Below are 18,249 nucleotides of genomic sequence, written 5' to 3' on the forward strand. Positions count from 1 at the left end.
AAGAGGCAGTTACTTTTGCACGATCCGGCCGCCCGCTCCCTTCCCGGGAGCGGGCGGTCTTTTGCTGGCGCGACAGGGGGAGACAGAGGGGAGACAAAAGGGACGGGGTGACAGAAGGGACAGGGTAGTTTGTCACGCTACAGCGTGACAAACTACCCTGTCCCTTCTGTCACCCCGTCCCTTTTGTCTCCCCGTCCCCTTGTCACGCGCCCCGCTTTGTGCACTCGTGCCGTTCGCCTGCTGGCGAGCGGCGCCGCATGCAACTCGATTCACGGGGTTTCAGGGAATGGGTGATACGAGTTGCGTTTCTCTCCCCGTTTCTTGAAGGGATTTCACTTCTCGCCAATGATTAGGCCGTGCGCACGTGATGGTTCTATCGGTTGCTCGAGATAGCTAGGGGAGGTCACGATTGTCATGGAGATAATTCTGGGCATATGGAACGCGATTTTTAACAACGTCATCGCGCTGCCCTCGATCTTTATCGGACTCATCGTCGTTGTCGGCTATGCCCTGATGAAGAAGAAGTGGTACGAGGTCGGGGCTGGATTCATCCGCACCGTCGTGGGCTACATGATTCTGCAGGTGGGCTCGTCGCAGCTCAAGAACACCATTACGCCGCTGCTCAACGGCATCCAGCAGAAGTGGGGCATCTCCGCCGCGGTGATGGATCCCAACATCGGCATGGCCGCCGGCCAGAGCGCTCTCGAGAGCATCGGCGTCACCACGTCGTTCGCGACCATCGCGCTTCTCATCGCGTTCATCTGGAACATCGTGCTCGTGGCCCTGAGGAAGTACTCCAAGATTCGCACCCTGTTCACCACGGGCCACATCATGGTCCAGCAGACCGCGGTGGCAACGTGGATCGTCCTCTTCCTCCTGCCGCCGCTGCGCAACGTCTGGGGTGTCGTCCTCACGGGCATTCTCATTGGCACGTACTGGTCGGTCTTCTCCAACCTCACCGTCGAGCCCACCCAGGAGTTGACGGACGACTCCGGCTTTGCCATCGGCCACCAGCAGATGCTCGGCATCTGGGTCGTGTCCAAGATCGCCCCGCTCTTCAGGAGCAAGAAGGAGGGCGAGAAGGACAAGGAGATCAAAATCGGTGGCGCCGCCAAGGTGCTCGATGACTACGTCGTCTCGACCACTCTCATCATGCTGCTGTTCTTTGGCATCGTCATGGTCATCATCGGCCCCGACATCCTGAAGGAGCTCGACACCTCCTACTCCGCCGGCGTGGCGTTTGGCGTCTACATCTTCCAGAAGTGCGCCTCCTTCGCCGTCGACCTCGTGATCCTCAAGACCGGCATCCGCATGTTCGTCTCCGAGATGGTCGAGTCCTTCAACGGAATCTCGAGCTCCGCCCTCAAGGGCTCCATCCCCGCCGTCGACTGCGCCGCCACGCTCTCCTTTGGCAACCCCAACGCGTCGACCCTCGGCTTCCTCTGCGGAGCCCTCGGCCAGATCGTCGCGATCGCCGGCCTGCTGATCTTCCAGTCCCCGATCATGGTCATTCCCGGCTTCGTCCCGCTGTTCTTCGACAACGCCACGCTCGGTCTCTACGCAGAGATGAAGGGCGGCATGCGCGCGCTCGTCACCTGCTGCGTGGCATCCGGCGTGCTCCAGGTTCTTGGCAGCGCGGCCGCCATCGGGTTGTTCTCCCTCGCCTCCTTCGGCGGGTACCCGGGCAACCTCGACTGGGCCACCACGTGGCTCGGCATCGGCGCGGTCATCAACTGGCTCGCCGTGCCCGGAGCGATTCTGTGCATCGTGGGTATGCTTGTCATACCTCAGCTCCAATACCGTCACCACAAGGACACGTACTTCCAGATGGAGGAGTAAAAGATGATCAAGGTACTGGTTGCCTGCGGCTGCGGCATGGGAAGCTCTCAGCTTCTCAAGATGAACTGCTCCAAGGTTCTCGACAAGCTGGGCATCGACCACGAGATCGAGCACACGAGCGTGGGGGAGGCCAAGTCCATGGCCCACGACTACGATCTCGTCATCGTTGCCGAGAACTTCGTCGACAGCTTTGACCCGGGCTGCGGGGCAAAGATCGTCGGGCTCAAGAACATCATGAACAAGAAGGAGCTTCAGGAGAAGCTCGAGACGCTCGATCTGAGCTAGCCCCCCACGCGGGAGGCGCCGCGCGAGCGACGGCGGCGCCTCCCGCCGACCGACCAACCCACAAGAAGAAGGCGAGGGTCCCATGGCTAGGTCCAGCGATGAGGAGATGATGATTATCTCAGAGATCGCGAGGCTCTATTACATCGAGGGCCTCTCGCAGGTGGAGATAGCGGAGAGCCTCTTCATGTCCAAGGCGCGCGTCTCGCGCGCGCTCAAGACTGCTCGTGAGCAGAAGATTGTCGAGTTCACCATCAACTACCCGCTCGAACGCTCGAGAATGCTCGAGGAGGCGCTCAAGAAGGCGTACGGCCTCGAGGAGGCGCGAGTGGTGCTCGACATGAAGGGCTACCACTCGACGGAGGTCCCCATCAAGCAGATTGGCGAGATGGGAGCCTCGTACCTCGACGAGGTCCTCGAGAACGGGGACAGGATCGGGGTCTCCTGGGGCAAGACCATCGACCAGGTGGTCCGTCACCTCAAGCCGTCGGGACCTCGCGCCATCCAGGTCTATCAGCTGGTGGGAAGCCCCAACGAGGACTACGTGACGGGCAGTCAGATCTCCGCCATCGCCCAGGGAATCGCACGCGCCTTCAACGGTAGCTGCTCGCTCCTCTACGCGCCGATGTACATCAACAACAACATCGTCAGGCGCGAGCTCAAGAAGGAGCCGACCATCAAGAGGACGCTCGAGCGAATCCGCTCGGTCGACTACGTCCTCACGGGAATCGCGGACATGGGCGCCGTGATGGCGGGCAACACCTGGGCGGGCTACCTGACGGACGAGCGCCGGCGCGAGATTAAGGCAAAGGGTGCCGTCGGGTATCTCTGCGGCTACTTCATCGACAGGGACGGTCGGAAGCTCAACGACGAGCTCAACGAGAAGATTGTGGGAATCCAGTTCGATGAGCTGAGGCGAGTTCCGCACGTCATAGCGGTTGCGGGAGGAATAGACAAGACGCAGTCCATACACGCCGCCATGAGGGGCGGACTCATTAACTGCCTCATTACGGACAGCAGGATCGCCGAGAAGCTCATCCAGATGAATCGGAGTGCGTGACCATGACGAACCACATTCCCTATGCGTTCCAGGAGTCGCTCGCCAGAAGGCAGGAGCTTTCCGAGCGCGCGGTCCTGGACGAGTTCGAGAGGGGGTCGTATGACATCGAGAACCCCCTCGTCAAGGTAAACCCCTATCTGATCAACCCCCTTGCGGCGCTCGTGTGCTTTGAGACGCCGGAGGAGGTGGCGGTGAGCGTCACCGTGAGGGGCATCGAGCCCGAGGGCGACATCTCCCACACCTTCCCGCCGGCGCGAAGGCACGTCCTTCCCGTCCTTGGCCTGTATCCGGGCAGGAGAAACAGGGTCGACCTCACGCCCTACGAGGGTTCTGCGCACACCATCGAGATCGAGACGCAACCCCTGGGCGACAACGCGCCCGAGCTCGTTCGTATGGAGACTACCCCCTCCTACCTTGGCGAGGACCTCATCTTTGTGACGCCCTCCCTCGCTGCGCTCGCCACGGGCTTCGACTACCGCGGCGACATCCGCTGGCACCTCAACGAGCCGCTCGTCTTTGACATGAAGCGCCTGCGCAACGGCAACGTCCTCATTGGCACCGAGCGCGTCATAGAGATGCCCTACTACATGACGGGCCTCTACGAGATGACGCTCGCGGGCAAGATCGTCCGCGAGTACTCGATCCCCGGTGGCTACCACCACGACCAGTGGGAGATGGACGACGGAAACCTCCTCGTGCTGACGGAGAGCCCCACGTTCTCAACAGTGGAGGACCAGGTCGTTCTTCTCGACCGCAAGACCGGCGAGGAGCTGCGCCGCTGGGACCTCAAGGACTGCCTCGTCCCCGGCGAGGGCAAGTCGGGCAGCTGGTCCCAGAAGGACTGGTTCCACAACAACGCCCTCTGGTACGACCGCAACGACAATGCCATCGTGCTGAGCGGCCGCCACACCGACTGCATCGTGAGCATCGACTATGACACGGGCGAGCTCAAGTGGATTCTCGGCGACCCGAGGACGTGGCCCGAGGACAAGCAGCGCTACCTCTTCCGCCAGGTGGGGGACGGCGACTTCGACTGGTTCTACGAGCAGCACGGCTGCCTCGTGGCGCCCAACGGCGACATCATGTGCTTCGACAACGGGCGCTTTCGCTCGAAGATCCGCGAGGAGTTCCTGCTCAACAAGGATAACTTCTCTCGCGGCGTGCGCTATCGCATCAACCGCGAGGACATGACCGTCGAGCAGGTCTGGCAGTACGGCAAGGAGCTCGGGGAGGACTTCTACTCCTCCTACATCGGCAACGTGGAGCTCTACGGCAGGGACTGGTACATGGTGCACTCGGGTGGCATCCAGTACTACGGCGAGCACGCCTCCGAGACCCCCGCGGCTCTCATGCAGAACGATCCCAACGTGCGGGCCGAGAGCGAGACGGTGGAGATTCGCGACGGGCGCATCATGCTCGACCTGCGCATCACGGGCAACTTCTACCGTGCCGAGAAGCTCTCGCTCTACCACGACCAGGACAACGCCCCGCTCGGCCCCGCGGAGCGGCTTGGCTCGATTGGAGTGACGAGCGAGTTCGAGACGCTCATCCCCGTTCCGCGCACGGGCGAGATGTTGCCGGAGCGCTACGAGGCGAGCATCACCGAGGAACAGGACCGCTTCACCTTTGACGCCATCTTCGAGAGCGGCCAGCTCGTGATGCTCATGCTCGAGAAGGGCGAGGAGCGGCACGGCTACTTCATCAGCACGGCAAAGAACAAGTTCAACGCGCTGTGCTGCGGCACCTTCATCAAGAACGACCCGCGCAGCGTCTCCATGAGCGTGAGCAAGGAGGGTCTGTCGGGCACCTACGAGGTCTGCGTGGTCGTGGACGACGCGGAGTTCGAGACGGGCATTGAGATCACCTGCTAGCTCGAGGCTGCTGAGAAAGGAGAAGACATGTACGATCTGGCGATTGTGGGGTGCGGCCCGGCGGGAATGACCGCCGCCATCTATGGTGCCCGCGCCAACCTCTCCGTCGTCCTTCTCGACAGACTTGCGCCGGGCGGGCAGATCATCAACACGAACGAGATTCAGAACTATCCGGGCATGGGAACGGTCAACGGCGCTGAGCTCGCCATCAAGATGTATGAGCACACCCAGGAGCTGGGGGTGCCGCTCGACTATCGCACGGTCACGAGCGTCGAGCGCACCGAGAACGGGTTCTCCCTCCTGAGCTCGGAGTACCCGGACGATCCCGTGAGCGCGCGTGCCGTAGTCATGGCAACGGGAACGAGCCCGCGCACGCTTGGGGTGGAAGGCGAAGGCCGGTTCAAGGGCAACGGGGTGAGCTGGTGCGCCGTGTGCGACGGGGCCGCCTGCAAGGGCCAGGACGTCATCGTTGTCGGTGGCGGCAACTCCGCCGTGGAGGAGGCGCTCTTCCTCTCGGAGGTGGCCCGGTCCGTGACCGTGCTTGTCCGCCGGACCATGCGAGCCGACCCCGCCTCCTGCGACCTCCTCCGTGCCAGGGAGAACGTGACGATCCGCGAGGGGTGGAGCGTCGTCTCCTTTGAGGGCGGCTCGTGCCTCGAGGCCGCGAGGGTCCGCTGCTCCGCGACAGGCGAGGAGGAGGTCATTTCCTGCCAGCACGCCTTTGAGTACGTGGGCCTCGATCCCGTGACCGATTGCGTGAGTGACCTCGGCGTGCTTGACGAGGCGGGATATGTGATCGCCGACCAGGGGATGCGGACCTCGGTTCCCGGGCTCTTTGCCGCGGGGGACTGCATCGCCAAGGAGTTGAGGCAGGTTGTGACGGCGTGCTCGGACGGTGCCGTGGCGGCCCGTTCTGCCGCGCATTGGCTCAAGACTGCCAGATGAGAGGAGAATCTGATGATTAAGGACGTTTCCAGCGCTGAGTTCAATGAGATTCGTGGCAACGGGGTGGTGCTCGTCGACTTCTACTCCAAGACGTGCGGACCCTGCAAGATGCTCGCGTTCATTCTTGCCGACGTCGACAAGGAGGTTGGCGACGACGTCACCATCGCCAAGCTCGACTTTGACGAGAACGCAGACGTGGTCGAGGAGTTTGGCGTCAAGGGCTATCCGACGCTCGTGCTGCTTCGTGACGGCGCCGAGGTCGCCCGCTCCGCCGGCCTTCGCCAGAAGCCTGAGATCGTGAACATGATCAAGGAGGCAACTGCCTAACCCCCTGAAATGCACAAAACGGGACGTGCCTGAAACGTGCAAAACAGACGGGGGGACAGAAGGGAGACAAAAGGGACAGGGCAGTTTGTCACGCCGTAGCGTGACAAACTGCCCTGTCCCTTTTGTCTCCCTTCTGTCCCCCTGTCGCGCCGTCTGTTTTGCGAGCCCTTAGATGATGGTGGTGGCGAGGGCGAGGTCAGGCTGAGAGCTGTCGACGCGCGTGTACTGGATGAAGACGTCCTCGGAGTGGTCGCCCTCGCACTCGATGACCATGGCGTAGGGGGTGTCCCTCGGGATGGGCGTGCCGTCGGCGCTGACGGTCTTGTCAAGGCGCACGTGAATCGTTCGCTCGGCCGGCACGGTCACGGAGTACCCGCCTGCCTTGTCCTTGTCCTCGAAGTAGAGGGTGAGGGAGAAATCGATGTCGGAGCAGCTGGTGTTGAGGATGCACACGGCCTCGTGGCTCACGAACTCGCCGTTGCTCTTGGAGTGCAGATAGCAGTCGGGGATGTACCACTTCATGATGAAATCACCGCTCTCTAGCGAGCGGTGGAGTGGGAGCAAGTAAGTTGTATCCCAAGGGCGTGGATTGCGCAAGCCCTCTGGGAAATCTGGTCGAAGCAGCTGGTGCGTGGCTGCCGTTGGCAAGAAAGAGCGGCACCATCCGTGACTTGTCGGTTGACAGGGGCGCGCGGTTGGGGGATGGTACCCAGCGGACGGGGCGCTCCACTCGGTCCTCGGAAAGCGAAGACACATGTCTCTTGAGACGCTGCGCGAGAAGAACCCCGCGTATGACATCATGTCTGTCTTTGACCCCTCGTTTGTCGAGTTCGGCTGCGTTCACGAGGGCGTGTCCGTCCCCAAGATGGAGGCGTTCGTCCGCGCGACCCCCATGCCGGAGGACGAGTTCTACATCCCCTGCGCGGACGAGCTCATGAACATGGGGGACGAGACGGGTTACATCGTTGACACCCTCTATGGCCAGGCTCCCGCTCAGATTGGCTACTACAACGGTCACGCTCACAAGCTCAATGCGGTCGAGTGGCACAAGTGCAGCGAGATTCTCGTGCTGTTTGAGGACGTTGTCCTCATCCTGGGCAAGCTGACGGACATCGTGGACGATCGATTTGACACCGCCAAGGCGCGCTACTTCTTCGTGCCGGCGGGTACCTGCGTTGAGCTCTATGCCACAACGCTTCACTGGAGCCCCTGCCAGGCCGGCCCCGACGGCGTTCGTCAGCTGGTTATCCAGGCAATGGGCACCAACACTCCGCTCGAGCGTCCCGTGAAGAGGGAAGAGGGCATGAACCGCCTGCTGCTCGAGCGCAACAAGTGGGTCCTCATTCACGAGGAGGCCCGCTCCTCCATGGCTCCCGAGGCGTTTGTCGGAATCGTGGGCGAGAACCCGGAGATTGCCTACTAGCATCTGGGAAATGAACAAATAATTGATTTAGCTTCCTGAAGCGTAGCGTCACGTGGCTCCCATCGTCATCCTGATGGGGCCACGTGACGCCGCCGAATGTGGCCAATGGCCTCGTAAAGGTGTCGGATGTCCCAAGTACCACCCGCTCCAAAGTGGAAGTTAACCCCGGTGTACCAGTTTGCGCAGGTAGAGCTACTACCGTTTACGGACGATGCGCGACCGTTCCCCCGATAGATATGTGTTTGCAGGTGAACCGCTCGTAATCCAGCGGTAATCTGCTAGTCAGAAAAACTTGTGTTGGTTGGCAGTGATTAAACGTATAACCATACAAATCAGAGGTGGAGTGGGAGCGCCCGCCAATATCGCAGCCAATCGGCACCGGTAAGAATCTCTATATGAGTTGAGTCAAAGAAGGAGGAAGGGAATGAGCACTGCCGAGAAGAACTATCAGATTGCCAAGGAGCAGTACGCCGAGTTTGGCGTCGACACCGACAAGGCCCTGGAACTTCTCAAGAAGACCCCGATCTCGGTGCACTGCTGGCAGATCAACGATCTCTCCGGTCTCGAGGACTTCGACTCCGAGCTCACCGGTGGCATCCAGGCCATCGGCGACGCCCCGGGCAAGCCCCACAGCCGCGAGGAGTACATGACCAACCTGGTGAAGGCCCTCGACTGCATCCCCGGCGCCACCAAGCTCGCCCTGCACGCAATCTATCCGTGGACAGATGACAAGCCCGAGCGCAACATGCTCGAGCCCAAGCACTTTGCGGGCTGGGTCGACTTTGCCAAGGAGCACAACATTGGCCTCGACATGAACCCCACGTACTTCTCGCACCCCATGTCGGACAGCGGCTGGACGCTTGCCAGCCCCGACAAGGCGGTTCGCGACTTCTGGATCGAGCACGGCAAGTGCTGCCGCAAGATCGGTGAGTACTTCGGTCGCGAGCTCGGTCAGCCCTGCATCACCAACCACTGGATCGGCGACGGAATGAAGGACTACACCGCCGACACCCTTGGTCCGCGCCTGCGCCTCAAGGACTCCCTCGACCAGATCTTCGCCGAGCCGATCGACCGCGCGTACAACATCGACTCCGTCGAGAGCAAGCTCTTTGGCCTTGGCTCCGAGTACTACGTGCCCGGCTCGCATGAGTTCTACACCAACTACGTGATGAGCAACCACAACTGCATCATGTGCATGGACGCCGGTCACTTCCACCCCACCGAGCAGGTCTCCATGAAGATCTCCTCCTACATCGCCTTTGGCGAGGAGATGATGCTTCACGTGAGCCGTCCCGTCCGCTGGGACTCCGATCACGTGGTCTCCGTGGACGACGAGACCAAGCAGATCATGGAGGAGATCGTCAAGTGCGACGCCCTCGACAAGGTGCACATCGGCCTCGACTTCTTCGACGCCTCCATCGAGCGCATCGCCGCCACGGTCATTGGTGCCCGCGATGCCCGCAAGTGCCTCATGCTCGCCCTGCTCAACCCCGTTGAGGAGCTCAAGAAGGCCGAGGCCGAGGGCAACTACGCCAAGCGCCTCGCCCTTCACGAGGAGGCCAAGACGCTGCCGGCCGGCCTCGTCTGGGACTACTTCTGCGAGACTGAGGGCGTTCCTGGCCGCGAGTGGGTCAAGGGCATCGTCCAGTAAGACGGAGAGCGACTCCCGCCCGTGCGATGGGAGCGCAAGGATAGGAGAGGAGAAGGACATGGAAAGGAAGATGGTCTCGATTCCCGACACAGACCTCGAGTTCCTGCCGTTTGGCCTGGGAACCGCGGATGCGGGTCTGCTGTGGGACGGGGCGGAGGCGGACAGGATCTTCGATGCCTTCCTCGACAATGGCGGCTCGCTGATCGACACCGCCCACGTCTACTCTGACTGGGTGCCGCCCGAGATCGCCCGCGCCGAGCGCGTGGTGGGCGACTGGCTCGAGCGCAGCGGAAAGCGCGACCAGGTGGTCCTCATCACCAAGGGCGGCCACCCCGACATGGCGTGCGAGCACCCCGACACGCACAAGAGCCGCATGACCAAGGCCGATATGGTCTCTGATCTTGACAGCTCCCTCAAGCAGCTTCGCACCGACCACATTGACATCTACTTCTACCACCGCGACGACGAGACCCAGACCGTGGAGCAGCTCGTTGACGTGATGGAGGAGTTCCACCAGCAGGGCAAGGTGCGCTACTACGCCTGCTCCAACTGGAGCACCGAGCGCATGCGCGCCGCCGACGAGTACGCCAAGTCCAAGGGCTACCGTGGCTTCGTGGCCAACCAGGCCCTGCTCAACCTTGGCTACAAGTACATGAACCCGCTCGCTGACGACACGATGGTGTACGCGGACGCCGAGATGCAGGCCTATCACGACGAGAACCGCGGAAACCTCCTCATGCCGTTCATGGGCGTCTGCAGCGGCTTCTTCCACCGCTACGTCGCCGAGGGCGAGGACGCCGTCAAGGACAGCCCGTACTACACGGAGGGCAACCTTCGTGTCGCCAAGCGCGTGGTCGAGCTCATGGAGCGCTATGGCGCGACGGTCTCCCAGGTGGTCCTTGGCTTCTTTGGCCAGCAGAAGTTCCCCTGCGCGCCGCTCTACGGCCCGCGCGACATCGAGGCGCTCGAGGATGCCATGAAGGCCTTCGACGTTCCGTTCACCGCGGAGGACTACGACATCTAGCGGGGACGCTGCCACGAACCAAGGAAAGGAGGTTCACGTGAGCACGATTCTTAAGCTCGAGCACATCTACAAGAGCTTCCCGGGCGTCAAGGCGCTTGACGACATGCAGATCGAGCTGGAGCGCGGCGAGATTCACGCGGTGTGCGGCGAGAACGGTGCGGGCAAGTCCACGCTCATGAAGGTCATCACGGGCGTGTACAAGGCCGATTCCGGCAACATGTACCTCAACGGCGAGAAGATCACCGTCAACGAGCCCAACGATGCCTACAGCAAGGGCATCGCGATCATCTTCCAGGAGACGAGCCTCTTCAAGGACCTCACGGTCCTCGAGAACATGTTCATGGGGCACGAGCCGGTCAAGAAGATCGGCCCCATCAGCAACATCGACTACGCCGCCGAGGAGGCCAAGGCGACCGAGATCTTCAACTTCCTCGGCATCAGCGGCATCAGCTTCGACGACAAGATCGACAACCTCGGCGTTGCCGCCAAGCAGATGGTCGAGATCGCCAAGGCGCTCACCTACGACGCCGAGGTGCTCATCTTCGACGAGCCCACCGCCGCCCTCACCGAGAAGGAGGTCCGCTCCCTCTTTGAGACCATCCAGCGCCTCAAGGAGCGCGGCGTCTCCATGCTTTACATCTCCCACCGCATGGAGGAGATCTTCGAGATCACCGATCGCGTGACCGTCATCCGCGACGGCTCGTTCATCAAGACGGCAAAGACCAGCGAGGTCACCGAGCAGCAGCTCATTGCCTGGATGGTCGGTCGCGAGATGGTCGGCGAGCTCTACTGCAAGGCCGACGTCGAGATTGGCGAGCCGGTGCTCGAGGTCAAGGGGCTCACCAAGCCCGGCCTGCTCGAGAACATCGACTTCACGCTTCGCCGCGGCGAGATCCTCGGCTTTGCCGGCCTCGCCGGAGCTGGTCGAACGGAGAGCGCGGAGTGCATCTGTGGTCTGATGAAACGTTATACCGCCGACATCAAGCTCTTTGGCAAGCCGTTCAAGGCAAAGAACTACCGTCACGCCATCGACAACGGCCTCGTCTATCTCTCCGAGGACCGCAAGAAGTACGGCCTCGTCGTACCGATGTCGGTCAAGGAAAACCTCACGATGTCGATCCTGTACCAGATCTCCAAGGGCACCTTCATCGACTTCAAGACCGAGAACCAGATTGTCGAGAAGTACATGAAGGATCTCTCCGTCAAGGCTCCCGACAAGGACTTCGTGGTCGAGAACCTCTCCGGAGGAAACCAGCAGAAGGTCCTTCTTGCCAAGGCGCTCTGCGCGAAGCCCAAGATCCTCATTCTCGACGAGCCCACGCGCGGCGTTGACGTCGGTGCCAAGGCCGAGATCTACAAGATCATCAAGCAGCTGTCCGAGCAGGGCATCTCCATCATCATGATCTCCTCCGAGATGCCGGAGCTCCTGGGCATGAGCGACCGCGTGGTCGTCATCAAGGAAGGCCGCAAGGTCGGCGAGGTCGAGCGCAAGGACTTCTCGCAGGAGAAGGTCCTCGGTATGGCACTGTAGGAAGGAGGGAACCCATGAACAAAAAGAATCCCGTCGTCAGCTTCTTCACTTCTCGCGAGGGCATCCTGGCGATCTTCGTGGCCATCTTCTTTGGCGTGCTCGTTGCGACGTCGAACCTCGGCCAGGACATGTTCTCCTTCCTGAAGGACGTGTCCTACATGATCGTTGGCGGCCTTGCCCTCATGCTCGTGGTCATGCTCGGCGAGATCGACATCTCCGCGGGCACGGTCCTTGGCCTCATTGGCTTCTTCACGGGCAACCTGCTCAAGATGGGCGTTCCCATCCCGCTGGTCATTCTCGTGGGAATGCTCGTCGGCATGGTCAACTCGGCGATCATCGGCTTCATCAACGTGAAGTTCCACGTTCCGACGATGGTCGTCTCCCTTGCCATGGTCAAGCTTCACCTGGGCATCTTCCCGCTGCTCCCCAACGCGGGCTGGGTCTCCAACATTCCGATGGAGATTTCCAACGTGGGCAACGCCAAGATAGGCGTCGTTCCCGTGATGCTGTTCTTCTCGCTCGCCATCCTCGTCTTCTTCATGTGGTTCATGAAGTACACGCGCTTTGGCAAGACCATCTACGCCGTTGGTGGCAGCAAGCCGTCCGCCACGCTCGCCGGCATCAAGAACGGGAAGGTCGTCTTCCTCACGTTTGTCATGTCCGGCGCGCTCCTGGGCATCACGTCCATCATGTACTGGCTCCCGGCATCCCAGGTCCAGCCCTCCGGCACCAACGGCCTTGAGATGTACTTCATCCCCATCGCCGTCGTCGCCGGCGTGAGCATCCTCGGCGGAACCGGTCGTCCCATCGGCATCCTCATCTCCACGTTCCTCATTGCCATGCTGCAGCGCGCCTGCATCCTCTGGGGCCTCGGCAACGCCTGGCTGTACCTCACGTACGGCGTCGTCGTCCTGATTGCCGTCTACAGCTCCGTTACTGACTTCGCAGCTCTCTTTGGAGGCCGCAAGAAGAAGGACGCCAATCTCGAGGGAGGTGCGAACTAAATGAAAATCGGGAAGAAGAAGCTCAACATCTCCAACGCGGTTGTCCTTACGGTCATCCTGATTCTCCTGATCGTGGCATTTGGCCTGATCATCCCCAGGGGCGTGTTCTTCAGGCCCGATGTCCTGCTCGGGACCACCACCGACGTGGCATACCTTGGCGTCATGGCCCTGCCGATGACGTTCATCATCCTCACCGCGGGCATTGACCTCTCGGTCGGCTTCCTGATGTGCGCCTCCGCGATGTTCTTCAGCACCGCGTACGGCGCCACGGGGTCGCTCGTTCCGTCCGTGCTCATCGCACTTGCCTCCGGTGCGCTCTTTGGCTTCATCAACGGCATCATCGTCGCGAAGACCAAGATTCACTCCTGGCTCGTCACGCTGAGCACCATGTACGTTTTCCAGGCCATCACCTGGTTCATCGGCGGCACGCACTCCTATGCTTCCGGCGAGGCGTTCGTCGACTTCCTCAGGGGCGACGTCCTCGGCATCGTTCCGATCCAGCTCGTCATTCTCATCGTGTTCTGGATCATCTTCGACCTGCTGGACACCCGCTCCACCCTGGGTAGGTACCTGCACGCCATCGGCCACAACGAGAACGGCGTCATGTTCTCCGGCGTGGACGCCAAGATGATCCAGTGCCTGATCTTCGTCATGATGGGCGTCATGTGCGCGGTTGCCGGCGTCATGTTCCTCGGCAGCTCCTGGGAGATCAACCAGACCACCGGCCTCAACATGAACATCGAGGTCATCGCCATCGTCGTCCTGGGCGGCACGAGCGTCGCAGGCGGCACGGGCTCCATCCGCGGCACCTTCGTCGCAACGCTGATCGTGGGCGTGCTTCGCCGCGGCCTGGCCCTCATGGGCATGAGCGGTGACGTCTACAACTTCATTCTCGGCGTCGTTCTCCTGTGCGCGCTCGTGGCCTTCACGCAGAGCGAGATCAGGAAGCGCCAGGCAAGCCGTGAGGCGGCGCTCGCCAACCTCAACGAGAGCTCCGCTCCGGAAAAGACCTCTTAGCGGAAGGGACTGCAGAAGCAGTCTGGGAGCACGCTAGCGTGCAAAAGGAAGGGAAAGGAAAGGATCATGAACGTCACGCGTAGGAACTTCATCACTGCCGGTCTGGCTGCCTCTGCGGCTCTGACCATGGCTGCCTGCGACAACGGCGGCGACACCACCGGCGGCACCGGTGAGGCCCCGGTCGAGGGCGCCCTCAACATCACCTTCATCGGCAAGATCCGCCAGGAGAACTTCTGGAACGCCGTCGAGAGCGGCGCCACCAAGGCCGCCGAGGACCTGGGCGTCAACCTGACCATCCAGGGCGACCCCTCCGGCTCCAACACTGCCGCGCGTCAGGCCACCTACATCGAGACCGCCACGACCAAGGGCGAGAACGCCATCTGCTTCGCTGCCCTCGACGCCAACACCACCGACTCCGCCCTGCAGGAGGCCATGGACGCCGGCATCAAGGTCATCGGCTTCGACTCCGATCCGGGCCCCGAGGCTCGCAACTGGTTCGTCAACCAGGCCGACCCCAACGGCATCGCCGTCGCCGGCCTTGACGACATCGCCGCCAAGATGACCGAGATGGGCTTCACCGCCGACAAGAAGGCAGTCGTCTACCTCGTCTCCACCAACCCGACCACGCCGAACCAGAACACCTGGATCGAGTACGTCAAGCAGAACTACTTCAGCGACTACGAGATTCCGATGAACGATGACGGTTCCATCGACTTCGACACCGCCAAGGCCAACACCAAGGCCGGCGGCTATACCGTGGCCGATGCCTACGCCCACCTCGACGTCAGGGTTGACCCCGACACCGAGATCATCTACGGTGCGGACGACTACCAGACCTCCAAGACCCAGGTTGGCAACACCCTTGCCGCCAACCCGGACACCAACGCCCTGTTCGTGCTCACCACGAACGCGGACGCGGCCGTCTACGAGGCCATCCAGGAGAAGGGCATGACCGAGACCTGCATCTTCAACGGTATCGGCGTTCCCACCGACTGCGCCCAGTACCTCGAGGACGGCACCATGACCACCGTCGTCCTGTGGCAGGCCTATGACCTTGGCTACCTCGCCGTCAACGCCGCCGTCGCCGCGTGCAACGACGAGCTCGCCGAGGGCAACTGGGTCTCCAACCTCTCCGGCACCGACCAGGTCGAGGGCGTCTCCACCTACCCGTCCGAGGGTCACGTCGTCAAGAACGGCGAGATCATCCTCGGCGATCCGGCCGTCTTCACCGTCGACACCGTCGACAAGTTCAAGTCCTAATTCCCCGAGAGTGACCGGCGCCGGGTCAGCCCCGTGCGCCCGGCGCCGGTCGCCCGCAACGTCTGGGAGGAGTCTCCATGAAGTACCTGATGGGAATTGACAACGGGGGGACCTTCTCCAAGGCGGCCCTGTTTGACGAGGACGGGCGACAGGTCTCCGTCGCAAGCGTGCCCACCGTGACGCTTACCCCGCGCTCTGGTTACACCGAGCGGGACATGGACGAGCTCTGGAGCGTCAACGCCCAGGCCGTGAGGCAGGCGATCGAGAAGTCCGGGGTGAGCCCCGAGGACATCGCGGGCGTCTCCTTCTCTGGTCACGGGAAGGGCCTCTACCTCGTGGACGAGGAGGGAAGGCCCGCCTACAACGGCATCATCTCAACCGACGCCCGCGCCTGGGCGTACGTCAAGAGGTGGAACGAGGACGGGACCGCCCGGAAGGTCTATGAGAAGACGTTCCAGGAGATTCTTGCCTGTCAGCCCGTGAGCATCCTCGCGTGGCTTCGCGACAACGAGCCTGAGGCCTACGCGCGTGCGCGCTACATCTTCGCGGTGAAGGACTTCATCAGGTTCCGCCTCACCGGCGAGGCGTACGCGGACTACACGGACTTCTCCGGCGGCAACCTCGTCAACCTGACCACCCATGCCTACGATCGCGAGCTCATGGCGCTCTTTGGGCTCGAGGACGCATACGTCAAGCTTCCCGAGCTGCGCCACTCCTACGACGTGTGCGGACACGTCACGGAGGAGGCCTCGCGAGAGACGGGCCTTCCCGCGGGAATCCCCGTTGCGGCCGGCATGTTTGACGTGAACGCCTGCGGTATCGCCTCCGGCCTCTCCGATGAGGAGCAGATGTGCATGGTCGCGGGCACCTGGAGCATCAACGAGTTCATCCGCAAGACGCCCGTCACCAATGGCAGCGTCGCCCTGAACTCCATGTTCTGCATTCCTGGCTACTACCTGGTCGAGGAGAGCAGCCCTACCTCGGCTGGCAACATGGAGTGGTTCATTCGCAACCTCATGTCGTACGAGAAGGCCGAGGCAAAGGCCGCTGGCGGCTCGATCTACGACCTCACCAACAAGCTCGTCGAGGACATCGACCCCAAGGACAGCAACGTCATCTTCCTGCCGTTCCTCAACGGTTCGAACGAGGATGCCCTCGCGAAGGGGACCTTCGTCGGCCTGACCGCGTTCCACACCAAGGCGCACATGCTCAGGGCCGTCTACGAGGGAATCGTGTTCTCCCACTGGACTCACGTCCGAAAGCTCCTCGCCAACCGAGAGAAGCCCAAGACCGTTCGCCTCTCCGGCGGAGCAGCGAACTCGCGCGTGTGGGTCCAGATGTTCGCGGACGTCCTTCAGATTCCCGTGAGCGTCATCGAGGACAAGGAGCTCGGCGCGCAGGGGGCGGCGATGGCGGCCGGGATTGCCGCGGGGATCTACCCCGACTTCCCCACGGCAATCGAGCGAACGGTCACCATCACGCAGACGGTCGAGCCGCGCCCCGAGTACGCCGAGGTGTACCGAAAGAAGTACGAGACGTACCGAGCCGTCGTGGATGGTCTCGGTGCCGCTTGGGAGCACTTTGAAAACTAGGTGCCATCGCGTCTCCTAAGGCATCTGCCGGCCTGCGGAGACTGGCGATTCAGCGTGCCCCATCTGCCGGGGCGCGCTGGGATGGTCTGGGCTCTCTCCGGAGTTAAGCGCTCATTCCTTTATGGCTTATTCCTTCCTCCTACATTTCTCCCAACCACCATAGAGCTCAGGCCCATCATCGGCCCCGCCCCGCTCCCGGGGGCGGGGCCTCTGCCTTGCGGCTCAAGCGCGGCTGACGGGTACGGGCGTTCTTCTCGCTTTATTTGTCCTTTGGTCTTTGATACTTTTAGACAAGATAATACGCGAGTGTCCTGGGAGATACCAATGGCTACGAAGGTGACGCTTCGGCAGATTGCCGATGAGGTTGGCGTGTCTACGACCGCCGTCTCCAACGTGCTCAACAACAAGCCCTGCCGCGTTTCGACGGAGGTTCGCGAGCAGATCAAGAGCACCGCGCGACGCATGCACTACATTCCCAACCAGATCGCGCGCAGCCTCGTCAAGCGTCGCTCCAACTCTCTTGGCCTCATAGTCCCGGACCTCGAGGTTGCCTACTTCGCGTCCATAGCCAAGCACTTTGAGGTGCTCTGCCGCGAGCTGGGATACTCGCTGCTCATCACCAACTCGAGCAACAACGCCGGGAACGACCCCAAGCTCGTCGACGTTCTTCTCAACCAGGGAGTCGACGGCATCTTCCTCGTGACGAGCGACGACCTCGTGCGCAACCACGAGCTCATTGACAAGATCAAGAGCCTTCCCGTGCCGCTGGTCCTCGTGGACCGTACGCTCGCGGGGATAGCCTGCGACGAGGTCCTCTACGACAGCGAGGTGGGCGGATACCTTGCCACGAAGCACCTCATCGACAGCGGCCACAGGAAGATCGCCTGTATCGTAAACTCCGTCCACTCCCGTTCCGGCCAGCTCCGTCTGGCGGGATATCGCCGCGCCCTTGACGAGGCGGGCATCGAGTTCAATCGCGACTACGTCATCGAGAGCGACTACGAGATCGAGACGGCGTATCGTGCGGCCGGCCAGCTGCGAGACTCCGACGCGACCGCCGTCTTTGCCAGCTCGGACGCCATTGCCGTGGGTCTTCTGAGGCGCATGTACGACAGCGGCCACCAGGTCCCGCGCGACCGCTCTGTGGTGAGCTACGACAACTCCGTTGCCAACCTGCTCTTCAACCCCAAGCTCACCGCCGTCGAGCAGGACGTCGGGCAGCTCACCGAGCGCTCGCTCGACCTCCTGGTCAAGCGCCTCAACGAGTCCGATGCCGAGGCGGAGGCGCGGGTGCCCGAGAGCGTGATCCTTAGACCCGGCTTCCACTACGGCAAGAGCGTCCGCGTGATCTCATAGCAACGGGGGCTGACAAAGGGGGCGGGGCAGTTGCCGACAGAGGGGACGGGGTGGTTTTTCATGTCAA

Annotated in this window: 16 protein-coding genes; 15 read left to right on the plus strand and 1 reads right to left on the minus strand. The window is 61.9% G+C overall.

The genetic code is table 11. The annotated features are described in order from the left end of the window. Nucleotides 1-414 precede the first annotated feature (414 nt). From B5F79_RS05895 to B5F79_RS05920, 6 genes are all read left to right on the plus strand, one after another. Nucleotides 415-1,839 carry a PTS ascorbate transporter subunit IIC gene (locus B5F79_RS05895; RefSeq protein ID WP_087218746.1) on the plus strand — a complete coding sequence of 475 codons (1,425 nt, stop codon included), beginning with the start codon at nt 415-417 and terminating at the stop codon, nt 1,837-1,839. A 3-nt stretch (nt 1,840-1,842) separates the two neighbouring features. Continuing rightward, on the plus strand, nt 1,843-2,124 hold the full coding sequence (locus B5F79_RS05900; RefSeq protein ID WP_087218749.1) for a PTS sugar transporter subunit IIB: 282 nt from the start codon (nt 1,843-1,845) through the stop codon (nt 2,122-2,124). A gap of 82 nt (nt 2,125-2,206) precedes the next feature. Continuing rightward, complete coding sequence (locus B5F79_RS05905) at nt 2,207-3,181, plus strand: sugar-binding transcriptional regulator (RefSeq protein ID WP_087218752.1); 975 nt, start codon at nt 2,207-2,209, stop codon at nt 3,179-3,181. Nucleotides 3,182-3,183: 2 nt separating this feature from the next. Then, a complete protein-coding gene (locus B5F79_RS05910; protein ID WP_087218755.1) occupies nt 3,184-5,052 on the plus strand; it encodes an aryl-sulfate sulfotransferase in 1,869 nt (622 codons plus the stop codon). Between the two features lie 27 nt (nt 5,053-5,079). After that, entirely contained in the window at nt 5,080-5,997 is a 918-nt protein-coding gene (locus B5F79_RS05915) for an NAD(P)/FAD-dependent oxidoreductase (protein WP_087218758.1), read from the plus strand. Nucleotides 5,998-6,009: 12 nt separating this feature from the next. After that, a complete protein-coding gene (locus B5F79_RS05920; RefSeq protein ID WP_087218761.1) occupies nt 6,010-6,324 on the plus strand; it encodes a thioredoxin family protein in 315 nt (104 codons plus the stop codon). A gap of 168 nt (nt 6,325-6,492) precedes the next feature. Here the strand turns inward: B5F79_RS05920 and B5F79_RS10995 are convergent, their stop codons facing one another. Next, complete coding sequence (locus B5F79_RS10995; protein WP_158094850.1) at nt 6,493-6,846, minus strand: sensory rhodopsin transducer; 354 nt, start codon at nt 6,844-6,846, stop codon at nt 6,493-6,495. A gap of 232 nt (nt 6,847-7,078) precedes the next feature. Here B5F79_RS10995 and B5F79_RS05930 point away from each other — a divergent pair, with 232 nt between their 5' ends. From B5F79_RS05930 to B5F79_RS05970, 9 genes are all read left to right on the plus strand, one after another. After that, the gene (locus B5F79_RS05930; RefSeq protein ID WP_087218763.1) at nt 7,079-7,747 is read left to right on the plus strand and encodes a DUF4867 family protein; all 669 of its coding nucleotides are present in this window, start codon (nt 7,079-7,081) and stop codon (nt 7,745-7,747) included. 424 nt (nt 7,748-8,171) lie between these two features. Beyond that, nucleotides 8,172-9,398 (plus strand): L-rhamnose isomerase, encoded by a 1,227-nt coding sequence (locus B5F79_RS05935; RefSeq protein WP_087218766.1) that lies wholly within the window; start codon nt 8,172-8,174, stop codon nt 9,396-9,398. A 58-nt stretch (nt 9,399-9,456) separates the two neighbouring features. Continuing rightward, entirely contained in the window at nt 9,457-10,422 is a 966-nt protein-coding gene (locus tag B5F79_RS05940) for an aldo/keto reductase (protein WP_087218769.1), read from the plus strand. A gap of 37 nt (nt 10,423-10,459) precedes the next feature. After that, nucleotides 10,460-11,953, plus strand: a complete 1,494-nt coding sequence (locus B5F79_RS05945) for a sugar ABC transporter ATP-binding protein (RefSeq protein ID WP_087218772.1) — start codon at nt 10,460-10,462, stop codon at nt 11,951-11,953. 14 nt (nt 11,954-11,967) lie between these two features. Beyond that, a complete protein-coding gene (locus tag B5F79_RS05950; protein WP_087218774.1) occupies nt 11,968-12,957 on the plus strand; it encodes an ABC transporter permease in 990 nt (329 codons plus the stop codon). After that, nucleotides 12,958-13,974 carry an ABC transporter permease gene (locus B5F79_RS05955; RefSeq protein ID WP_087218778.1) on the plus strand — a complete coding sequence of 339 codons (1,017 nt, stop codon included), beginning with the start codon at nt 12,958-12,960 and terminating at the stop codon, nt 13,972-13,974. Nucleotides 13,975-14,040: 66 nt separating this feature from the next. Beyond that, a complete protein-coding gene (locus B5F79_RS05960) occupies nt 14,041-15,234 on the plus strand; it encodes an autoinducer 2 ABC transporter substrate-binding protein (protein ID WP_087218781.1) in 1,194 nt (397 codons plus the stop codon). Between the two features lie 77 nt (nt 15,235-15,311). Next, nucleotides 15,312-16,826 carry an FGGY-family carbohydrate kinase gene (locus B5F79_RS05965; protein ID WP_087218784.1) on the plus strand — a complete coding sequence of 505 codons (1,515 nt, stop codon included), beginning with the start codon at nt 15,312-15,314 and terminating at the stop codon, nt 16,824-16,826. A 324-nt stretch (nt 16,827-17,150) separates the two neighbouring features. Further along, the gene (locus tag B5F79_RS05970; protein ID WP_087218787.1) at nt 17,151-18,182 is read left to right on the plus strand and encodes a LacI family DNA-binding transcriptional regulator; all 1,032 of its coding nucleotides are present in this window, start codon (nt 17,151-17,153) and stop codon (nt 18,180-18,182) included. The last annotated feature ends 67 nt before the right edge of the window (nt 18,183-18,249 follow it).

The sequence above is a fragment of the Olsenella sp. An285 genome (assembly GCF_002159625.1).
Taxonomy (GTDB): domain Bacteria; phylum Actinomycetota; class Coriobacteriia; order Coriobacteriales; family Atopobiaceae; genus Thermophilibacter; species Thermophilibacter avicola.